The sequence below is a fragment of the Candidatus Thermodiscus eudorianus genome (genome assembly GCA_015521085.1).
GTDB classification, from domain to species: domain Archaea; phylum Thermoproteota; class Thermoprotei_A; order Sulfolobales; family Acidilobaceae; genus Thermodiscus; species Thermodiscus eudorianus.
In genome coordinates, this window is record WAOW01000005.1 from 362703 (window position 1) to 378014 (window position 15312).

The 15312-nt window shown below is 50.4% G+C and carries 13 protein-coding genes and 1 tRNA gene; 4 read left to right on the forward strand and 10 right to left on the reverse strand.

The window, feature by feature from the left end:
* Positions 1–2: 2 nt before the first annotated feature.
* From F7C38_05085 to F7C38_05095, 3 genes are all read left to right on the forward strand, one after another.
* A complete protein-coding gene (locus tag F7C38_05085) occupies positions 3–1103 on the forward strand; it encodes a hypothetical protein (GenBank protein ID MCE4600922.1) in 1101 nt (366 codons plus the stop codon).
* 1 nt (position 1104) lies between these two features.
* The gene (gene asd, locus F7C38_05090) at positions 1105–2175 is read left to right on the forward strand and encodes an aspartate-semialdehyde dehydrogenase (protein ID MCE4600923.1); all 1071 of its coding nucleotides are present in this window, start codon (positions 1105–1107) and stop codon (positions 2173–2175) included.
* Between the two features lie 381 nt (positions 2176–2556).
* Entirely contained in the window at positions 2557–3576 is a 1020-nt protein-coding gene (locus tag F7C38_05095; protein MCE4600924.1) for a hypothetical protein, read from the forward strand.
* Here F7C38_05095 and F7C38_05100 read toward each other — a convergent pair.
* The 6 genes from F7C38_05100 to F7C38_05125 form a co-directional block, all read right to left on the reverse strand.
* Positions 3573–4271, reverse strand: a complete 699-nt coding sequence (locus F7C38_05100) for a hypothetical protein (GenBank protein ID MCE4600925.1) — start codon at positions 4269–4271, stop codon at positions 3573–3575. The genes F7C38_05095 and F7C38_05100 overlap by 4 nt on opposite strands.
* Before the next feature lie 1049 nt (positions 4272–5320).
* The gene (locus F7C38_05105; protein ID MCE4600926.1) at positions 5321–5566 is read right to left on the reverse strand and encodes a MarR family transcriptional regulator; all 246 of its coding nucleotides are present in this window, start codon (positions 5564–5566) and stop codon (positions 5321–5323) included.
* A 407-nt stretch (positions 5567–5973) separates the two neighbouring features.
* Positions 5974–6051 (reverse strand) — tRNA-His (locus tag F7C38_05110).
* 275 nt (positions 6052–6326) lie between these two features.
* Positions 6327–6716, reverse strand: coding sequence for a type II toxin-antitoxin system VapC family toxin (locus tag F7C38_05115; protein MCE4600927.1), 390 nt, complete (start codon positions 6714–6716; stop codon positions 6327–6329).
* A gap of 46 nt (positions 6717–6762) precedes the next feature.
* Positions 6763–7035, reverse strand: a complete 273-nt coding sequence (locus F7C38_05120; protein MCE4600928.1) for a ribbon-helix-helix domain-containing protein — start codon at positions 7033–7035, stop codon at positions 6763–6765.
* A gap of 131 nt (positions 7036–7166) precedes the next feature.
* The gene (locus tag F7C38_05125) at positions 7167–7847 is read right to left on the reverse strand and encodes a hypothetical protein (GenBank protein MCE4600929.1); all 681 of its coding nucleotides are present in this window, start codon (positions 7845–7847) and stop codon (positions 7167–7169) included.
* A 276-nt stretch (positions 7848–8123) separates the two neighbouring features.
* Here F7C38_05125 and F7C38_05130 point away from each other — a divergent pair, with 276 nt between their 5' ends.
* Positions 8124–8372: a hypothetical protein gene (locus F7C38_05130; protein MCE4600930.1), complete on the forward strand. Its 249-nt coding sequence runs from the start codon at positions 8124–8126 to the stop codon at positions 8370–8372.
* On the opposite strand, the gene F7C38_05135 is transcribed toward F7C38_05130, so the two are convergent.
* From F7C38_05135 to F7C38_05150, 4 genes are all read right to left on the reverse strand, one after another.
* Positions 8359–9009, reverse strand: coding sequence for a V-type ATP synthase subunit D (locus F7C38_05135; protein ID MCE4600931.1), 651 nt, complete (start codon positions 9007–9009; stop codon positions 8359–8361). The genes F7C38_05130 and F7C38_05135 overlap by 14 nt on opposite strands.
* A gap of 111 nt (positions 9010–9120) precedes the next feature.
* Positions 9121–13905, reverse strand: a complete 4785-nt coding sequence (locus F7C38_05140) for an Ig-like domain-containing protein (GenBank protein ID MCE4600932.1) — start codon at positions 13903–13905, stop codon at positions 9121–9123.
* Positions 13906–14018: 113 nt separating this feature from the next.
* Positions 14019–14435 (reverse strand): hypothetical protein, encoded by a 417-nt coding sequence (locus F7C38_05145; protein ID MCE4600933.1) that lies wholly within the window; start codon positions 14433–14435, stop codon positions 14019–14021.
* 13 nt (positions 14436–14448) lie between these two features.
* The gene (locus F7C38_05150; GenBank protein MCE4600934.1) at positions 14449–15075 is read right to left on the reverse strand and encodes a hypothetical protein; all 627 of its coding nucleotides are present in this window, start codon (positions 15073–15075) and stop codon (positions 14449–14451) included.
* Positions 15076–15312 lie beyond the last annotated feature (237 nt).

Sequence of the window (15312 nt, forward strand, 5' to 3'; positions counted from 1 at the left end):
CGATGGCCTGGGTGGTCGTGAAGATAGGGGGCTCGATACTAGAGTCCGCCAGAGACTATCTACGAGCAGCCGAGTCGCTGCAGAGACACTATCTATCGAGGGGCATTAGGGTAATCACAGTGGTCTCGGCCGCGAGCGGCGTGACAGACCTGATACTAGAGGCCCTCAAGGGCTCCATGGAGGCCAAAGAGGAGGCGATACACAGGGTCCTATCCATAGCGGGAGGGGTTGGAGGGGCAAGCCTCGAATCGATGATAAGCAAGGTGCTGGAGCCCCTTGAAAAAGTTGGAGGCGGCATTGTAGATCCCTGGGTGAAGGCTAGGCTCCTCTCGATAGGCGAGGCCGCGAGCCGCATGACCCTGGTCCAAAGCCTCCAGAGCCTGGGAGTTAAGGCCGTGGAAATCCCAGCGCCTGAACTCGTGAGGGCTTGGGGAGATCCGTTGAACTCCAGGATAGACTACCGGGAGACCTCGGCCAGGCTCAGCGCTATCGCGGGGAGGCTAGGGGAGTACCAGGCCGTGGTAGTAGACGGGTTCGTGGCTATGGGTGAGGAGGGAGTGGTGGTCTTGGGTAGGGGAGGCTCCGACTATACGGCCACAGCCCTGGCGGCACTCTCCGACGCCAGGCACGTGCACCTAGTCACAGACGTGGACGGCATATACAGCGCGGACCCCGCCATCGTCCCAAAGCCACGCCGCGTGGAGGCCCTCGGTTACAGGGAGGCCGCGGTCGCCGCGAGTTATGGTGTGAAGAAACTGCACCCGAGGACCTTCGAGCCCATAAACACTATCAGGCCCGTCGAGGTTAGGATCGGGGCCTGGACCAGGTGGACCCGGATAGCCGGGGTCCCCGAGGTTAAGCCCCCGAGGGTCAAGCTAGTCGCCTCAAGGAGGGTAGACGGCGTGGCCCACGTCTCCCTCATAGGCTCTGGACTCGCCTCTCCCGAGCTTGTCTCGGGAGCAGTCGCCGCGGTCAGGAATGCTGGACTGGAGTTCCACGAGATGATCCTCTCCCCCGGGAACCAGTCGCTGGCCTTCAAGGTGGACAGAAGCCTAGAGACGGCTCTAGTGAACGCGCTCCACGGCCTAGTAGGGGTGTATTAGCATGGTGGAGAAGCTCCGGGTAGCGGTTCTAGGCGCGACGGGCATAGTGGGTCAGAGGTTCGTGGCCAGGCTATCGCGCCATCCATGGTTTGAACTCGAAGCCCTATACGCATCGCCAGAGAAGGCCGGCTACAGGTATGGTGACGTCGTCGAGTGGGTGATCGACGAGGAGCCGAGAGAGGACGTGTGGGAGATGCGTCTCAGAAAGCTCAGGGTGGAAGATGTGGCGCGAGAGGGCTTCGACCTGGTGTTCTCCGCCCTATCCTCAAGCGTGGCCGCCGCTGTCGAGGCTGAGTTGGCTAGGCTGGGGGCTAGGATCGTGTCGAACGCCAGCCCCTACAGGATGGAAAGGGACATACCACTGTTGAACCCCGAGGTCAACGCGGACCACGCAGTGCTAGTCGAGAAGCAGGCCAGGCGCGGGTGGAGGGGGTGGATAGCCAAGGTCCCCAACTGCTCCACCGCAATACTAACCCTCGCCCTAAAGCCCGTCCACGACAAATACAGGATAAAGAGGGTGATGGTAGCCACCATGCAGGCAGTCAGCGGCGCAGGCCTCCGAGGCGTCCCAGCCACCATGATAACCGACAACATAATACCACACATACCAGGCGAGGAGGAGAAACTAGCCCGAGAGACGCGCAAGATACTAGGCCGCCTAAGAAACAACGAGATAACACAAGCAGACATGACGGTGACAGCCATCACAACAAGAGTCCCCGTACTAGACGGCCACCTAGAAGCAGTATTCATAGAAGTCGAGGAAACACCCCAAACCCCCCAAGAAGTCGCGGCGACGCTGGAAGAATACAGGGGCAACAAGATCAAAAACCTAAAGCTACCCACAGCCCCACAGAAACCAGTAATAGTCAAACACGAAGAAAACAGGCCACAACCAAGACTAGACAGGAACGCCGGAGACGGCATGACAGTCACAGCCGGGAGGATCAAGATAGACCAGGAGAACAACACGATAAAAATGATAATACTAGGGCACAACACGATCAGGGGGGCAGCCGGGACAGGAATACTAATAGGCGAACTAATGCACAAACAAGGACACACCAACTAAGACGTCTTTATTAATAGGAGATATACTATACTTGAGGGAAACCCTAAGTCAAAGCGCAGAACACCCCCACAAGCTTCACCGCACATTTTATGGATTATAACTAAAGAGCTCCTAGAAGATAATTCTCTAAGGTACTAGTAAAGCTCGAAAGAGACCTAGCGAGAGTATTGGCTGAGTGCAACGAGTGTAAAAGAAAAGCACTAGATCGCCTAGAAATATACAAGGCGGAGCTAGAAGACCTACTAGCACAAGAGCCTACCTTTAGCCGATAACATCTCTATTATCTGGTGTTAGGTAAGACTTGGACGCCCGTTCTTTTAGGTACAAGACATATAATAGTATTACTGTAGTACTGTGGTAAATGAACACTGGTGAAGCTGATTGCGGTTACTTACTAGCATTGGTGGCTGGCCTTCAGAGCAATATAGAGAAAAAATAAAGATGGCAGCAAGAATCATAAAACAAATGGAGGATATGAAATTTATTAATGATATTTTCTTCATAAGAGCAGTGTTCTCAGCATATCCTCGAGCTATTTATGGCCCTTCTCCCCTTGTAGCTCCTTACACCGAGCTGTGGGATCTAGAAACGACAGAGTTCTCAAAACTAGTAGAATTAGCTAATAAGATATCTCAAGCTTATTCCGATCGTAATAAAAATTTAATAGCTAGAAATTCGCAATTAAAGATTTATCTTGCCGTTAAGGCTTTGGATGAAAATCTGGCCGGATCTTTAACTATAAGGATTTCAGGGTTTGAAAAGAGAAATTATGGCGATATTGAACTATATCTTTATAAGTTAGACGGTGACGAAGAGACGGAATTTTTCGACTTGCTGAGAGAGCATATTAAGCAGGATAAATATATAGCGACTCGGCTAGCTGATTTGTCTGAATATATCCTTAACGAAATTGGTAGTGTTAAGTTTACTACAATAATGGGAGTAGATGATTCGATTAAGTACGGCTATGGATCTATGTTAATTGCTGCACATGGAGGGCCGACTGGCCAAGCGTTTCAAAGCCACATCGCATTAATTAGGAGATACGCGAAATATAGAGTAGATACCCTAAGGAGGAGATCAGAGTATTATGAAGTTGAGTCTGATATAGTGAAGAAACTTGGATCGATTTATAACTTTAACAAGGTCGTCGGTGCCTTTATAGCTAAACGGAACATTAAAACCATTATGGAAGCTTTTGAAAAAGAATATAGGAACTCTGGCGTAGAAACTTCACAGGGTAGCTATATAGTCGTGGCTAGGGATGGAACTTTAAGTCAAGCTTATGGTAATATTTTAAAAATAATTAAAATAATGTTAGAACCATTCGCGGATGAGAGGCAGTTCAATAGACTAGTTGAAAATGCTGTAAAAAAGATTAAAGAAAAACTTTATTCCTAGCTACTTGTCATATATTTTCTAATACCAGCTGGTATATAGATCACTGGAACCGGAAATAGACCTCTACTCCCTACCTTTGTAAGGAAACCAGTAGACTTATCCCTTTCTAAGCCTTTAGGCAGAGCAGATCTTCTTGTGGCTATAAGTACTATGAAGGTACATGATTTTTTAAGTTCTTTTGGCAAGTTAGTGTACGATGATATTAATTGATCTTGGAATTTTACAGGCGATCTCGAGCCTGGATTCTCTTTTTCTTCTATTATTAGTGTGAGGCCTTTTGCTGAAATAATTATGTAGTCCGGATTCTTAAAAGTTGCTCCTTTTATCATGTAGAGTTTTGCGATTTCATCTTCATTACAGTAGACGGCCTCTGGACAATTTTTCTTTAATATTTTACTAAGATCTCCATTATTGCATTCGGTTTCGCATTCCTCAAGTTTTTCTTTTATCCCTTTTATTAAATCTAAGGTTGATTTCCTAAATGGACATTGGTATGGAAGCGCTAGCCTATTGAACCAGTTCTTAAATTTTTTATTATTTTCAAAATTTATTAAAACTTCTTCTATATGATCCTCTATCATGTCTAGATATTTTATAAATTTACGATAGTCTATATCACATCGGCACACCTTGCAGTGACCATTATTTAGGCACAGCTCAATAAACTTTGTATCACACGTACCAATTTGAACCATTCTAATCACTCTCATTTAATTATTATATTTTGCAAGACGTTTTCTTCTCTACCTTCCATGATATTTACGTTATCCTACAAAATAAAAGTTGTAATCCTTCAATTTCCCGGTTAACCTTTATATCTATTCATCGGTTCAATAGTATACTGTGACTATAGAGGGTATAGGTATACTTTCAGTGAGAGAGCAGTTGCTCCTATCGATTATCTTATATTATCGGAAGCGTGGGTGGGGCTACTATAGGACCGGAAGAATTCTCTGGCTCTGGCTTGAGGCCTAGAACCCGAATAACACGCATTTGAGCGGTTCTAGGATATTATTGTAGTAATAATGGAGAGTCCACTGATACTTGTAAATGTCGCAACAACCCGTAGACTATTCGAGAAACCCGATGATGAAGATGAGGGACCCTCAATTATCTCTGAAGGGTATTTGAGGCTCTGTAGGACGCAGAGAGTAATTATCGGTGCCTTAAAGGGCCTAAACGGCAGAGCTCTTTTTCATAGTATTTTGTAGAAGTTATAAAGCAACTTGGAGTATGGGATGATGCAGTTAAGAAGAGTATGGGTAGCTCTGAAAAAGGCTTAAGGTTTGAGGGCTCGTAGATTCTTGTAATGGTGTCTGCTGGATTTCAAGGAAGCTTGGAAAAGTTCCTATAATGGTTGAGAACTTCAGGGTTGAAAACGAGCTCGGAGGCGTAATCTAGGTTTGGAGTAAGAAAGAGTATGGTAGAAACGCCTACTTGGATGAAGCTTTAGATTTAGCTGTACTACATGGTGCTAAAAGAATTGTCCGAGTGGAGCTTTTAATAGGCCTTAATGATAGGTTTGCTGAGTTTATGGGAGAACATGGCATTAGCATCATTAAAATCTATAGGGACAGGAGTCCTCTTTGGCTGGATAGAGCTAGGCTCGAAGCTTCCTTCGATAGGCCTCCGAATCTTTATCCCTCATCCTGCTGAGATACCATTGGGTTAGGTTGATGGAGGATTTGTTCTTCTTATTGGCTAGGAGTTATTGATTCACGGGGTTCGGGGTGTGGTGTTGCAGTTATTGGTTTAGGCATTTGAGTATGCATTCTCCTTTTTGTGTTATTTTTAGGAGTGCTTGTCGTGGTGGTCCTGGTTCTAGTGTTTTTGTTATGAATCCTAGTCGTTCTAGGGCTTCTGCCCATCGTGAGGCTGCGTTGTAGTTTAGGCCTGTTTTGTTTGCTAGTTCTTGTATGTTTATGGGTCCTGCTGCTATTGCTTCTAGTGTTAGTTTTAGGTTTGAGAGGGTTTCTTCGAGCCTGGGCATTTGTGTTCACCTCTTTTTGGCTATTTGGTTATTGTTGTTGTTTAATATTTCGGAGTTTCTATGGAGTAAAGTTTAATATGTTAGATTTGATCCTAGTTCAATAGTAAACTAGGTAATAGGAGTAATGTTGTAGAGATGTTGTAGAGGGTTACTGTGATCTATTCTGTTGGGATAGGGTATGTGTTGCGTGGTGTTGTTAAGGGTTTAGAGGAGTTGTAAGTTTATCCAGTTGTCTGCTAGGAAGGCTAAAGGTCTTGGTGATGGCCTGTTTAGGGTTAGGATTCGTGTTGAGTAGTTTTCCAGGGGGTCTTGTCCAGGTTCCTGGACAAGATCTTGACAAGGGTTAGTGAAGGGAGTCTGTTAGAGGGGAGTTAGTGATGGTGGAGAGTGGTTCTATGTTTAGGAGATGGGGCCCGGGCCGGGATTTGAACCCGGGACCTCCGGATCCACAGTCCGGCGCTCTAACCAGGCTGAGCTACCCGGGCCATGCTCGACCGCCCAGATAGTAGTTCACCGCCCCCATAGAGGGGCTCATCCCGGGCCCCAGCGTGCCGTTTACCTGCTCTGTTGGTCTTAGGGGTTTAATTCTTTATGAACACGGCTCTCATGGCTACGGTACTCCATTCCCTTTGGGGGCTTTACTAGCTCTTCCCTCGATGCTCTAGGCAGGTCTAGCCTGATGATGTCGTCGTGTGTAGTGGTGTTGTCTATGGCGTAGCTTGTCCTGGTCCTTCCGAGCTAGGTTGGCACGTAGTTTTACTTATGAAATTATATTTAAATATTTACTGTTTATTTCTTCTTTTACAGCTATCTCATGTAACCGTTTGTCCCCGGTTAGGAATAGGCTTGAATCAACATATTTTGCTGACGCAATTTGTATTGCGTCGGCCTCGTAGATGTGGTATTTTTCTATTAGCTTCCAACTATCTCTTAGAATTTTTATCTTCAATGGCACAATCAATGCAACTCCTAGTTTTATCATCCTCCTAGCCTCTAGTAGGAACCTGTTCTTGACAATCTTGAACGCATGATCATCGATTCTACCGGTGCTTCTGGCTTTATCGAAGGCCCCTAGAACCTCTCCGATATTCCATATACTATAGGATAGCTTAACCTCTCCCGAGTATGATTTGATGTAGAGCTTTCTCACAAAATCACTGCCTGGCTCTTCAATATATCTTTTTATTATAGCACTGCTATCCAGATAAATTATTTGATCGTTCATCCCTCATAACCCGGATTAAATCGCTTACAGTACCCTCCCGGGCCTTTATTGGCTCAAAATCTATCTCGTAGTTCTCGGAGCCAGCTAGGTCTAATAGTGCATCCTCCAATGCATCCTCGATAATCTCATTACTAATCATCTCTTCGAGGAGCCTGCTAGCCTCCACACCCTTTTTAGATGCATACCTCTTAAACCTCTCCCATAACTCCTTATTGATATATATGCTCGTCTTAACCTTAACCACCCTAAACACCTCTATTACAGAATATACCGAAACCCGTATTAAACGTTAACCAGGAAGTACTCTCCGTTACAACTCAAGTCAATACTGGTTCATGTGGTTGACATATGGCCACGCAGCGGGCTCCTTCAGCTTCAGCCGGCAGCGTTTCGCGGTGCAGACGCTATTATGGATGCAACCCCGCTGGCATCGACCATGGCCTCGACCTCTCCCAGCTCGTATAGCGTGCGGCTGTTGGGGAGTTGGAGGTATGCGAGGGCCTCGTCACCCGTGAGCACTATGTTATAGTAGTAGGGGTCGAAGTAGTCCAGGTAGCCCGTTACCCTGTCGTAGATGGGGGAGTCCTCCACGCCCTCGACAATCAATAGTAGGAGGGAGCCGACACGCACCATATCATACTCGCCCTGCCTAGAGAAGCCCCTCGGGCTCCAATCCCCCGGCCCACAGGCGGTAGAGGCGTCAAGGAGTTTCACGGCCGACTCTATAGCCGCTAGTGCATGCCTCCTGCCAGGACTATGCGTGTCGCCCCAGAGGACTAGCTTCAGCCACTCGTCACGTGCCAGGGCATAATAGGAATCTAACAGGAGCGCCTCCCGATACTGATCCAGCAGCACGCTGCACCTGGATCCGTAAACCCTTGAGGCCAGGGGGCTCGCACCCGAGGTGTCAAGGCCCAGTAGGGCAGTTGAGGCAGAGATCCAAGCCTTCCTAATAGCCCACTCATAGTCCCTGGCATAATAGTCGTTCCAAGCCGACACCAGGGTCGACCGGGCCCGGGCCTGGAGGCTCGAATGCATACTCCATGTAACCCTCAATGGGGACCCCCCAGGGGGAGGGACCCTCTACCAGGGGCCTTATCTGATGTCCTGGCCCCGATCACAACCCGGAGGGACCCTCTAGCCCACCGGGCTCTCAGCTTTCAGCACTCACCACCAGGCCCCCTAGTAGAGGGTCCCTCCATACCATTAAGGGTCCCTCCTGGGAGGGTAATATCGTCACTACCGGTGTTACCCCCATATGTCTCCTGGTATTATGTCCTGGTCGGGCCTTTACAAGCCACGCGCACTATATAGTGGTTGGGTGTGTGGTAGATGGCTCTACACGACCTCGCAGCGGTGATAGACTCACTCAGGCACGCGATCAGCTTCAGCGCTGGGAACATAGGGTATTACCTGGCGGCGGCGGGCCTCGCCATACTGGTCGTAGCGGGCCTGTTTATAGGAGGAATGCTGGTCTACAGGGGGCTCAAGAACATATCATACATGGAGACGGGGGAGTTCGCCAAGTTCCTACTCGCGTCCGCGATCGTGTTGATAGTCCTGGGAGCTATCTGGCCATAGCCTCTGCCTCCCTCTCCTCAAGCTTTCTCTTCAACATCTTCAGCCTGACGAAGTCCTCCCTCATACGCTCGTCGAGCACGCTCTTGATGAACTTTATAGCTGACTGGTAGCTGGGCAGGATCACGTAGTCCATGGCGTTCACCAGCCTCTGCGTCTCCCTCAGCTCGTCTATGAGGCGGCGGAGCATCTCCTCGTACTCGGCTAGCTTTAGGATTGAGGGGAGGAGCCTGGCCAGCATGTTCCTACTCTCCCTCAGCCTCGGGCTCGCGTCAAGCGGGTACGGGTTACCCGGTATGGTCTCCTCCACCACCTGGAAGGTAGGGGTTTTCACGGCGAAGAGCACCCTCGTGCCGACCCTGACCCTGGTGCTAGGCGGTATGGCCATCGTATAACTCCTGGCCCTAGCCTCCCCCTCCTCCGCGAGGCCCTGATAGTAGTATGCGAAGAGCTTGTATATGTCCCTGAAAACCTCGTTCTGATACTTGTTATACTCCTCCCCCGCGCTCTTGATGTAGTGTAGGAGGACCTCCCTCTTCTCCTCCATCACGCCACGGATCTTCCTAAGCATCTTCTCCTCTCTCCTGAGGCGTATCAGGTTTATCTTCGTCGGCAGCACCTTCCTCGGATCAATCGCCAACAGCCTACCCCTCTCCCCAGTCCACAGCCACTAGTACACCACACCATAATATTACAGTTTCGACAAGAGCGTCCGCAAAGACCCGCTTAGGATTAAAAAGAAAGTAGTGGTCTACGGCCGTTTTCTGCGTGTATAGGCTACTAATAGGGTGGCGATGGCCAGCAGGGCTGCTAGGGGCGTGTAGCCCGGCTCTGGGACTGGTGTTGGATTAACCAACACGTTTACGGAGTCTGTCTTGGTGTTTCCCGCAGGATCGGCTGCGACCGCCTGTATGGTATAGCTCCCCGGCGGTTCCCTGGTCGTGTTCCAGTCGTAGGTGTATGGTCCTGGGCCCGTCTGGTTCGACACCAGGGTCCCGTTGATGTATATGGCCACCCAGGCTATCCCGTTGGCGTCGCTCGCGTCAACAGTTATCGTAACGGTCCCGGCAACCTGGTCCCCATCGCTTGGCTCTGTTATCGATACGCTTGGCCTCGTGTTGTCGAACTTGTAGATCCTCCACTCGCTGGCCCTGTTCCCGGCGGTGTCATTCGCTATGATCGTGATGTTGTAGGTGCCATCCGCGTAGTCGGTTGTCGCCACGGTTATCGTGTGGGTCCCCGAGGACAACGCGCCCTGCTCTATCAAGGTACCATTCAAGTAGACCATGTAGCTATCCGGGTGAACCTCCGACGCGGTGAACCCCAGGCTGAGATCCCCAGAGACCACCGAGTTATTCGCTGGCCCCGTAACCGTTAGCGCGGGAGCCGTATTGTCCACTGTGAGCGTTATCGAGTCGGAATCATAGTTGCCGTCCAGGTCCCAGGCCTCCAGGGTTAGAGTATGGCTTCCATCCGCTACCCGTGAGGAGTCCCAGGAGACCGTGAAGTAGCCTGTCGTGTAGCCACTCCATATACTCGTGCCGTCGACTTTGAGCGTCCAATTCTTGAGGTTGTCATCGTAGACATAAACGCGCACATCGACTCGGCCACTTACAAGAGCACCATTCTCGGGCTCTAGTATACGGGCAGAGGGATGATAGTTCTTCACATTAATCCCAATAACCCTCTCCGCCCTATTACCGGCCCAGTCAAGGGCTACAACCCTCAAGTTATAGTATCCGTCTGGGAACTTGGAGGTATCAACACCAACCGTGCCCGCCGGGGGATAGGCTACACCGGCTATTGAATCGTTCAAGAACACCATAACCACCATGACCCCGTAGTCGTCGCTGTAAGTGAAGTTGACATCTATCAAGCCGCGGACGTCAACACCATCACTTGGAGCAGTCACGTTGATGGCTGGCGGGGTAGAGTCGCTAGGAGGCGCCCCTAGGTAGGGCGAGTACGTTAAGCTCCCAATCCCAGAGGAATAGTAGATCTCCTCGGGATCCGTGGCATCGGCTCCTAGGGTCGTCACGTTAGGCCCATCGGAGCCGCCCCAGTAGTTATCCGTGACATTCGCCGTCCCGCCTCTAACCGTTAATCCATACCCCGGGTTCCTCGATACCACCGACTCATGTACTGTGAGGGTCCCTCCGGTTATACGGAGGGGCTCGCCTCCTATACCTGTAGCGTTCAGCCCCGCTATCCTAAGGTTCCCACCGTTAGCCTGGAACACCGCCCAGCCGCTAACTGGGTCAGTATTTGTCCATGTCGTCTCGTCGAGGATGGGTGAGATCACGTTGGTTGTCCCCGAGCGAACGTCTAAGATTGTGTCTTTTGTGTGCGTTATTCTTGGCTGGTCGAATACCGTGTCGCTGCTCCATATTGTAAATAATGCTCCAGCGCCTCTGTCGCTAGTCGATATATTCATTTCTCTGGCGTAGAATACGTGTGTGTCCACCAGGTAGATTCCCCTGGTGTCGATGAATTCTACCCTGCTGAGCGTCAATGAGTAGATGCTTCTGAGGTCGAAGGCATAGTTTGTTATTATGGTTCCCGGCTGTGGCGAGTGGACGGATACATTCTTCATTAGCACCCTGTTCCCGTCATCGATATCCAGGACGTTGTATACAGTGGTGTTTATCTCTGTATCTCTGATCTCAAGCTGATCTATAAACGCCAAATAAAAGTTGTTTAGCGTTGGGTTGGTGCCATTTATCGTTATTATAGAGTTTGATATGTATAGTCTGGGCAGCGAGCTGGTTCTCGACGAGTAGAGGAACCTGTATGCACTGCCAGTTATGTTGGCCCCGTTGAAGACAAGCGTTGAATGGTCCTCGTTATCGCTTGAGCTTGATAGGTATATCACGGTGACGTACTGCGAGTTCGACTCTATGCGCGAGTTGACGAATTCTATGTGGGAGTCGAGCCAGTCCCTAATCACAGGGTAATAGCCGTAGGAGTCCGCTCTTGAGAGGTAGTCTCTCACATTGATTACTGAATTATTTATAGTGATTTTAGATGTATAGGCCTGGATGAGGCCAGGCCTCGAATCCATGGTTAACCCATTAATGGTTACCCTCGCGTTTAGCGCAATGACCTGGCTCGCACTGGTTATCGTCGTGGTTGCATCATACACGTAGACTATCGGTTTACCGTCTATCGTGTTACCAGTGATAGCATGCCTGGCACGGTCCAAGTAGCTATACGAGACGCCATCTATCAGTATCCCGCCGGGGTACCCTGGCCGCGAGTATATCGTGTTGTTGACTGCTTGAACGCCTATGGAGTTTGCAATGTGTATTGATATAGTTTGCCCCTCGAAGGTGTTCCTTGCAATGACAGCTTCCACCCCGCTTGAATTGGAGAAGAAGGATATATCGATCCCCATCTTCCCGGGGCCAATTATCCGGTTGTCCTCGATATGCATGTTATAGCTTCCAGTCGTGTATATGAGGGATCCCACCTCAACCCCATTATTAGTTATATTCGAACCTCTTATTATTAGATCTCTAGACCCCCAGCTGGGATAGAACCGTAACAGGCTATCAGTGGAGGTGGAGCCAGCCCTACGAGATATACTAGAATGGAGGATTCTAACCTCCCCATGATAGGCTACATCGATCACCTTCTGCGAACTCTCTAGCCGAGAATAAGTGACCGTCACATTATCACAGGCGGATTCGGTTGAAGAAGGGATCCACGAGTAGATCGTTACGGCTTCAGACTCCACAACCGATCCATTTATCCAGAGGTTAGAATGCCTCACCAGGCTTATCGCCTTGACAAGGACATCAGGGTCCGTGCTTCTCAGGGTTGAATTGTTTACCGTGACACTCCCGCCATAGTCGATGTTGATCAGCCTTGAACCCTCAAGCCTTGAATCCCTTATATGGACTGTAGCGTTATTCACCTCTACGCCCAGGAGTTTGGGGAACGTTATTGACCCGTTTACCGTTACATCCTCTATGGATACGGTTCTCGCGTCGAATACCTTTATCCCGTAGAGGTAGGAGTCACGTGTAATGGTTACACCCCTGATGGTTATGGAGTCCGAGTGGCTTACAGCTATCGGTCCTGGCACTCCGGTAGTGAATGATACGCCGTCGACGACGATATTGGAGGAGTTGTATATTAGGACCTGGCCGTAGGAGCCGGTCACCGTCACTCCATTCGCGTCCCTGATTATGACTATGGGCTTATTGTCCAGAGTAGTCACGTTGTCCAGGTACAGGTTCATCGAGTTATAAGAGGCGTCTCGGTAGTAGCCGAAGGCTATGCCCGGGAGCTTCGAGTCCCTGATCGTGATGGGCGTTCCACTATTCTTGTCGATGTAGACGCCGACTACCTTTTCACCCGGGGCCGGCTGTATTTGCAGGTTTGCTATTGTTATTCTGCTCGCAGTTCTGCTTGGTATCGACTCGGAGTATATGTATATGCCGTTGCGGAGGTAGGTGCCACTATTGGCTACGCCCTCGATCAGCAACCTGTTTATGTCTATCGTGCTGGTCACATACAAGCTTTGGGTTATCTTGAAGGGGTCTCCCAGGCTCGCTTGGGGATTAGTTATGTTGACGCTGTCCATTGTAAGGTTGCAGTCCCTGACTTCTAGCCTGCCGTTCCCGAATCTCGTACTGCTTATATGGGCGTTTAGGTATGTTAGCTTGACTGTACCGTTTAGCTCGGATCGAGTTATCGTGGCGTTGGTGTGATCGCTCCATTGGAAGCCATTGATGTCGGTGTATGATTCTACTGTTAGGTTGGTTATTTCGAGGTCTGTAGCCTTGTTGTCTGCGCGGTAATAGAGTTTGTGTATCCAGGAGTTCCTTATGTATAGCGTGGTGGCGTTGGACCTTGCGTTGTTTCCATAGTTCACGTTTACGTCGTAACTGCTTATAGAGACTGAGGGGTGGCTGGTGTCTAGCCTGTTTATATTGAATACCGTGTCGCCGCTTATGTAGAAGAGATTGTATATGGCGTATCCAGTTAGGCTTTGGAATCTTAGCCCGTGGACTTCTAGCCTCGCGAGTGTAGTGGGGTCCGAGTCTTCATCCCCACTTACTTGGATTACATTGATGCTGGAGCCCGTGTACTTGATGAGTGCGTTCTTGAAGTATAGGAGGGGTGAGGGGCCCCTCGCCAGTATGCCGGGGTTGCATCCCCCCAGGTATTCCAGTGTCGAGTCGGTAACGTTTAGTGTTCCATTGACTAGTATCTGGTAGCCCTGCGAGGAGTTGGTGGTGATCTTGGATCCCCCCTCTAGTATCAGCGTGCCTCCCTCCTTGACCGTAATGCTGTACTGGCAGTTGCTGGATTCGTTGATTACTAGAGTGGCGTTCCGTAGCCTGAGGGTCCCTCCAGGCTCCACCACTACGCTGCCACTAACGTGTACCGTCTGGTTCTCGATCACCTGGGTTCCAGTCACTGTTAACCCGCTGGCTCCCGCGGGGTAGAGGAGTGGGACGAGGTCTGCTGGTATCGTGGCCAGTAGTATCATGGCGGCCAGTAGCAGGGGGCCTAGGCGGATACCCATAACCCGATCACCATACGAGCCTACTCGTGGCTGGTGCTTGGCGGCGTGTTGTGATAAGTTCTGGGTTTGACGGATAGCATCAAACCCGGAAAAACACGAGTTTAATAACAATATTAGGAGCTGGCCCCTCCCTCCTCCAGGTACCTGTAGAGGGCTAGGAGCAGCTCCTCCACCTGCCTCATTCTGTCATGGTAGGAGACGAAGCCGATGAGGCTCGGGTATCCTGGGACTATCTCCTCTACGCTGTAGTGTACTTCGCCTTCCAGGCTTGATAGGATGACTGCGAGCACCCTGAAAGCCTCCAGCGCCCCCGAGGGGTCATCTCCAGGCACTGGTAGTGGCACCTGTACCTGTGTTATGTATCCGTGCTCGGGATCATCCTTCACCTCTATGATGGCTTCTCCCAGGTGTATCCTGGTTACCTCTCCTTCGGCTTCGAAGCTTATGCCGAGTGTCTTGAGTGTTTCTTGGAGTCTCCTGGATGGTCCCTCGGCTCCCACGTGGCCCGGTATTCCTGTGGGCTCCTCCATCCCAGGATCCCCCCTAGATTGGCCTTGCCAGGGGGACGTTATTGTATACCTGCCCGAGGGAGTCTATCATCGTTATCGTTACCATGGTGTCTGGTGTTATGGTGGTGTTTAGGTCTATCCTTATCGTGTCCGTGGGCCTCCACAGGCCTGTCTCGTTGTATAGGGTCCCGTTGACCCTTACTAGGACTGTTGTTATCCCGTAGTCCTTGAGGCATGGCGGCGCGTTGCTCGTGTAGTCTATGGTTATGGTTCCGTTAGGCCATGCGATGGCCTTAGCGTTGACCAAGTACGGGGCAAGGTATACCCTGGCCTCGGATGCATGAACACGCTTGCCGTCGACGTAGAACTCCACCGTGTACTCGCCGGGCGCCAGGTTAGGAGTAACCGGGACAACGACCCTCCTACCAACGGGGACCTCCACCTCGGCCTTTAGATTGCCAGAGTCATCGTAGAACTTGAGCGTCACAGGCTTACTGCACTCCCCCTCGATGTCAATGATGATCTTGTTAGTGAGGAAGCAGGCATGAGCCACCTCCAACCCACCGCACTGGCCGCCGTGATGGCCGAAGTACAACGCAACGCCCACCGCAACCAACAGGACAGCCAACACACCAGCTATAGCCAGGGTCCTCGAATCCATCAGCCTCCCCAAGGCGATGACTCGGGTGTCAGCAGGCTTAATTAATGCGGGGAGCCCCCGGGCTTCTGGACATAGTTGCTGTTTATATGCCGGTGAAGGAGCCTCCTCCAGGCATGTTGTTTCCTTACGATAAAAATGGCTGGAATATGAAGGCGGCGACTCTGACTAGCAGATACCCTAGTAGTATTACCTGATTATGTTATGTGACGGGGGCGGCGGGATGATGAACACCGCACG

Coding starts and splice junctions, on each gene's coding strand:
- F7C38_05085 (MCE4600922.1), top strand. CDS start 3: ATGGCCTGGGTGGTCGTGAAGATAGGGGGCTCGATACTAGAGTCCGCC.
- asd (MCE4600923.1), top strand. CDS start 1,105: ATGGTGGAGAAGCTCCGGGTAGCGGTTCTAGGCGCGACGGGCATAGTG.
- F7C38_05100 (MCE4600925.1), bottom strand. CDS start 4,271: ATGGTTCAAATTGGTACGTGTGATACAAAGTTTATTGAGCTGTGCCTA.
- F7C38_05105 (MCE4600926.1), bottom strand. CDS start 5,566: ATGCCCAGGCTCGAAGAAACCCTCTCAAACCTAAAACTAACACTAGAA.
- F7C38_05130 (MCE4600930.1), top strand. CDS start 8,124: ATGGCTCTACACGACCTCGCAGCGGTGATAGACTCACTCAGGCACGCG.
- F7C38_05140 (MCE4600932.1), bottom strand. CDS start 13,905: ATGGGTATCCGCCTAGGCCCCCTGCTACTGGCCGCCATGATACTACTG.
- F7C38_05145 (MCE4600933.1), bottom strand. CDS start 14,435: ATGGAGGAGCCCACAGGAATACCGGGCCACGTGGGAGCCGAGGGACCA.
- F7C38_05150 (MCE4600934.1), bottom strand. CDS start 15,075: ATGGATTCGAGGACCCTGGCTATAGCTGGTGTGTTGGCTGTCCTGTTG.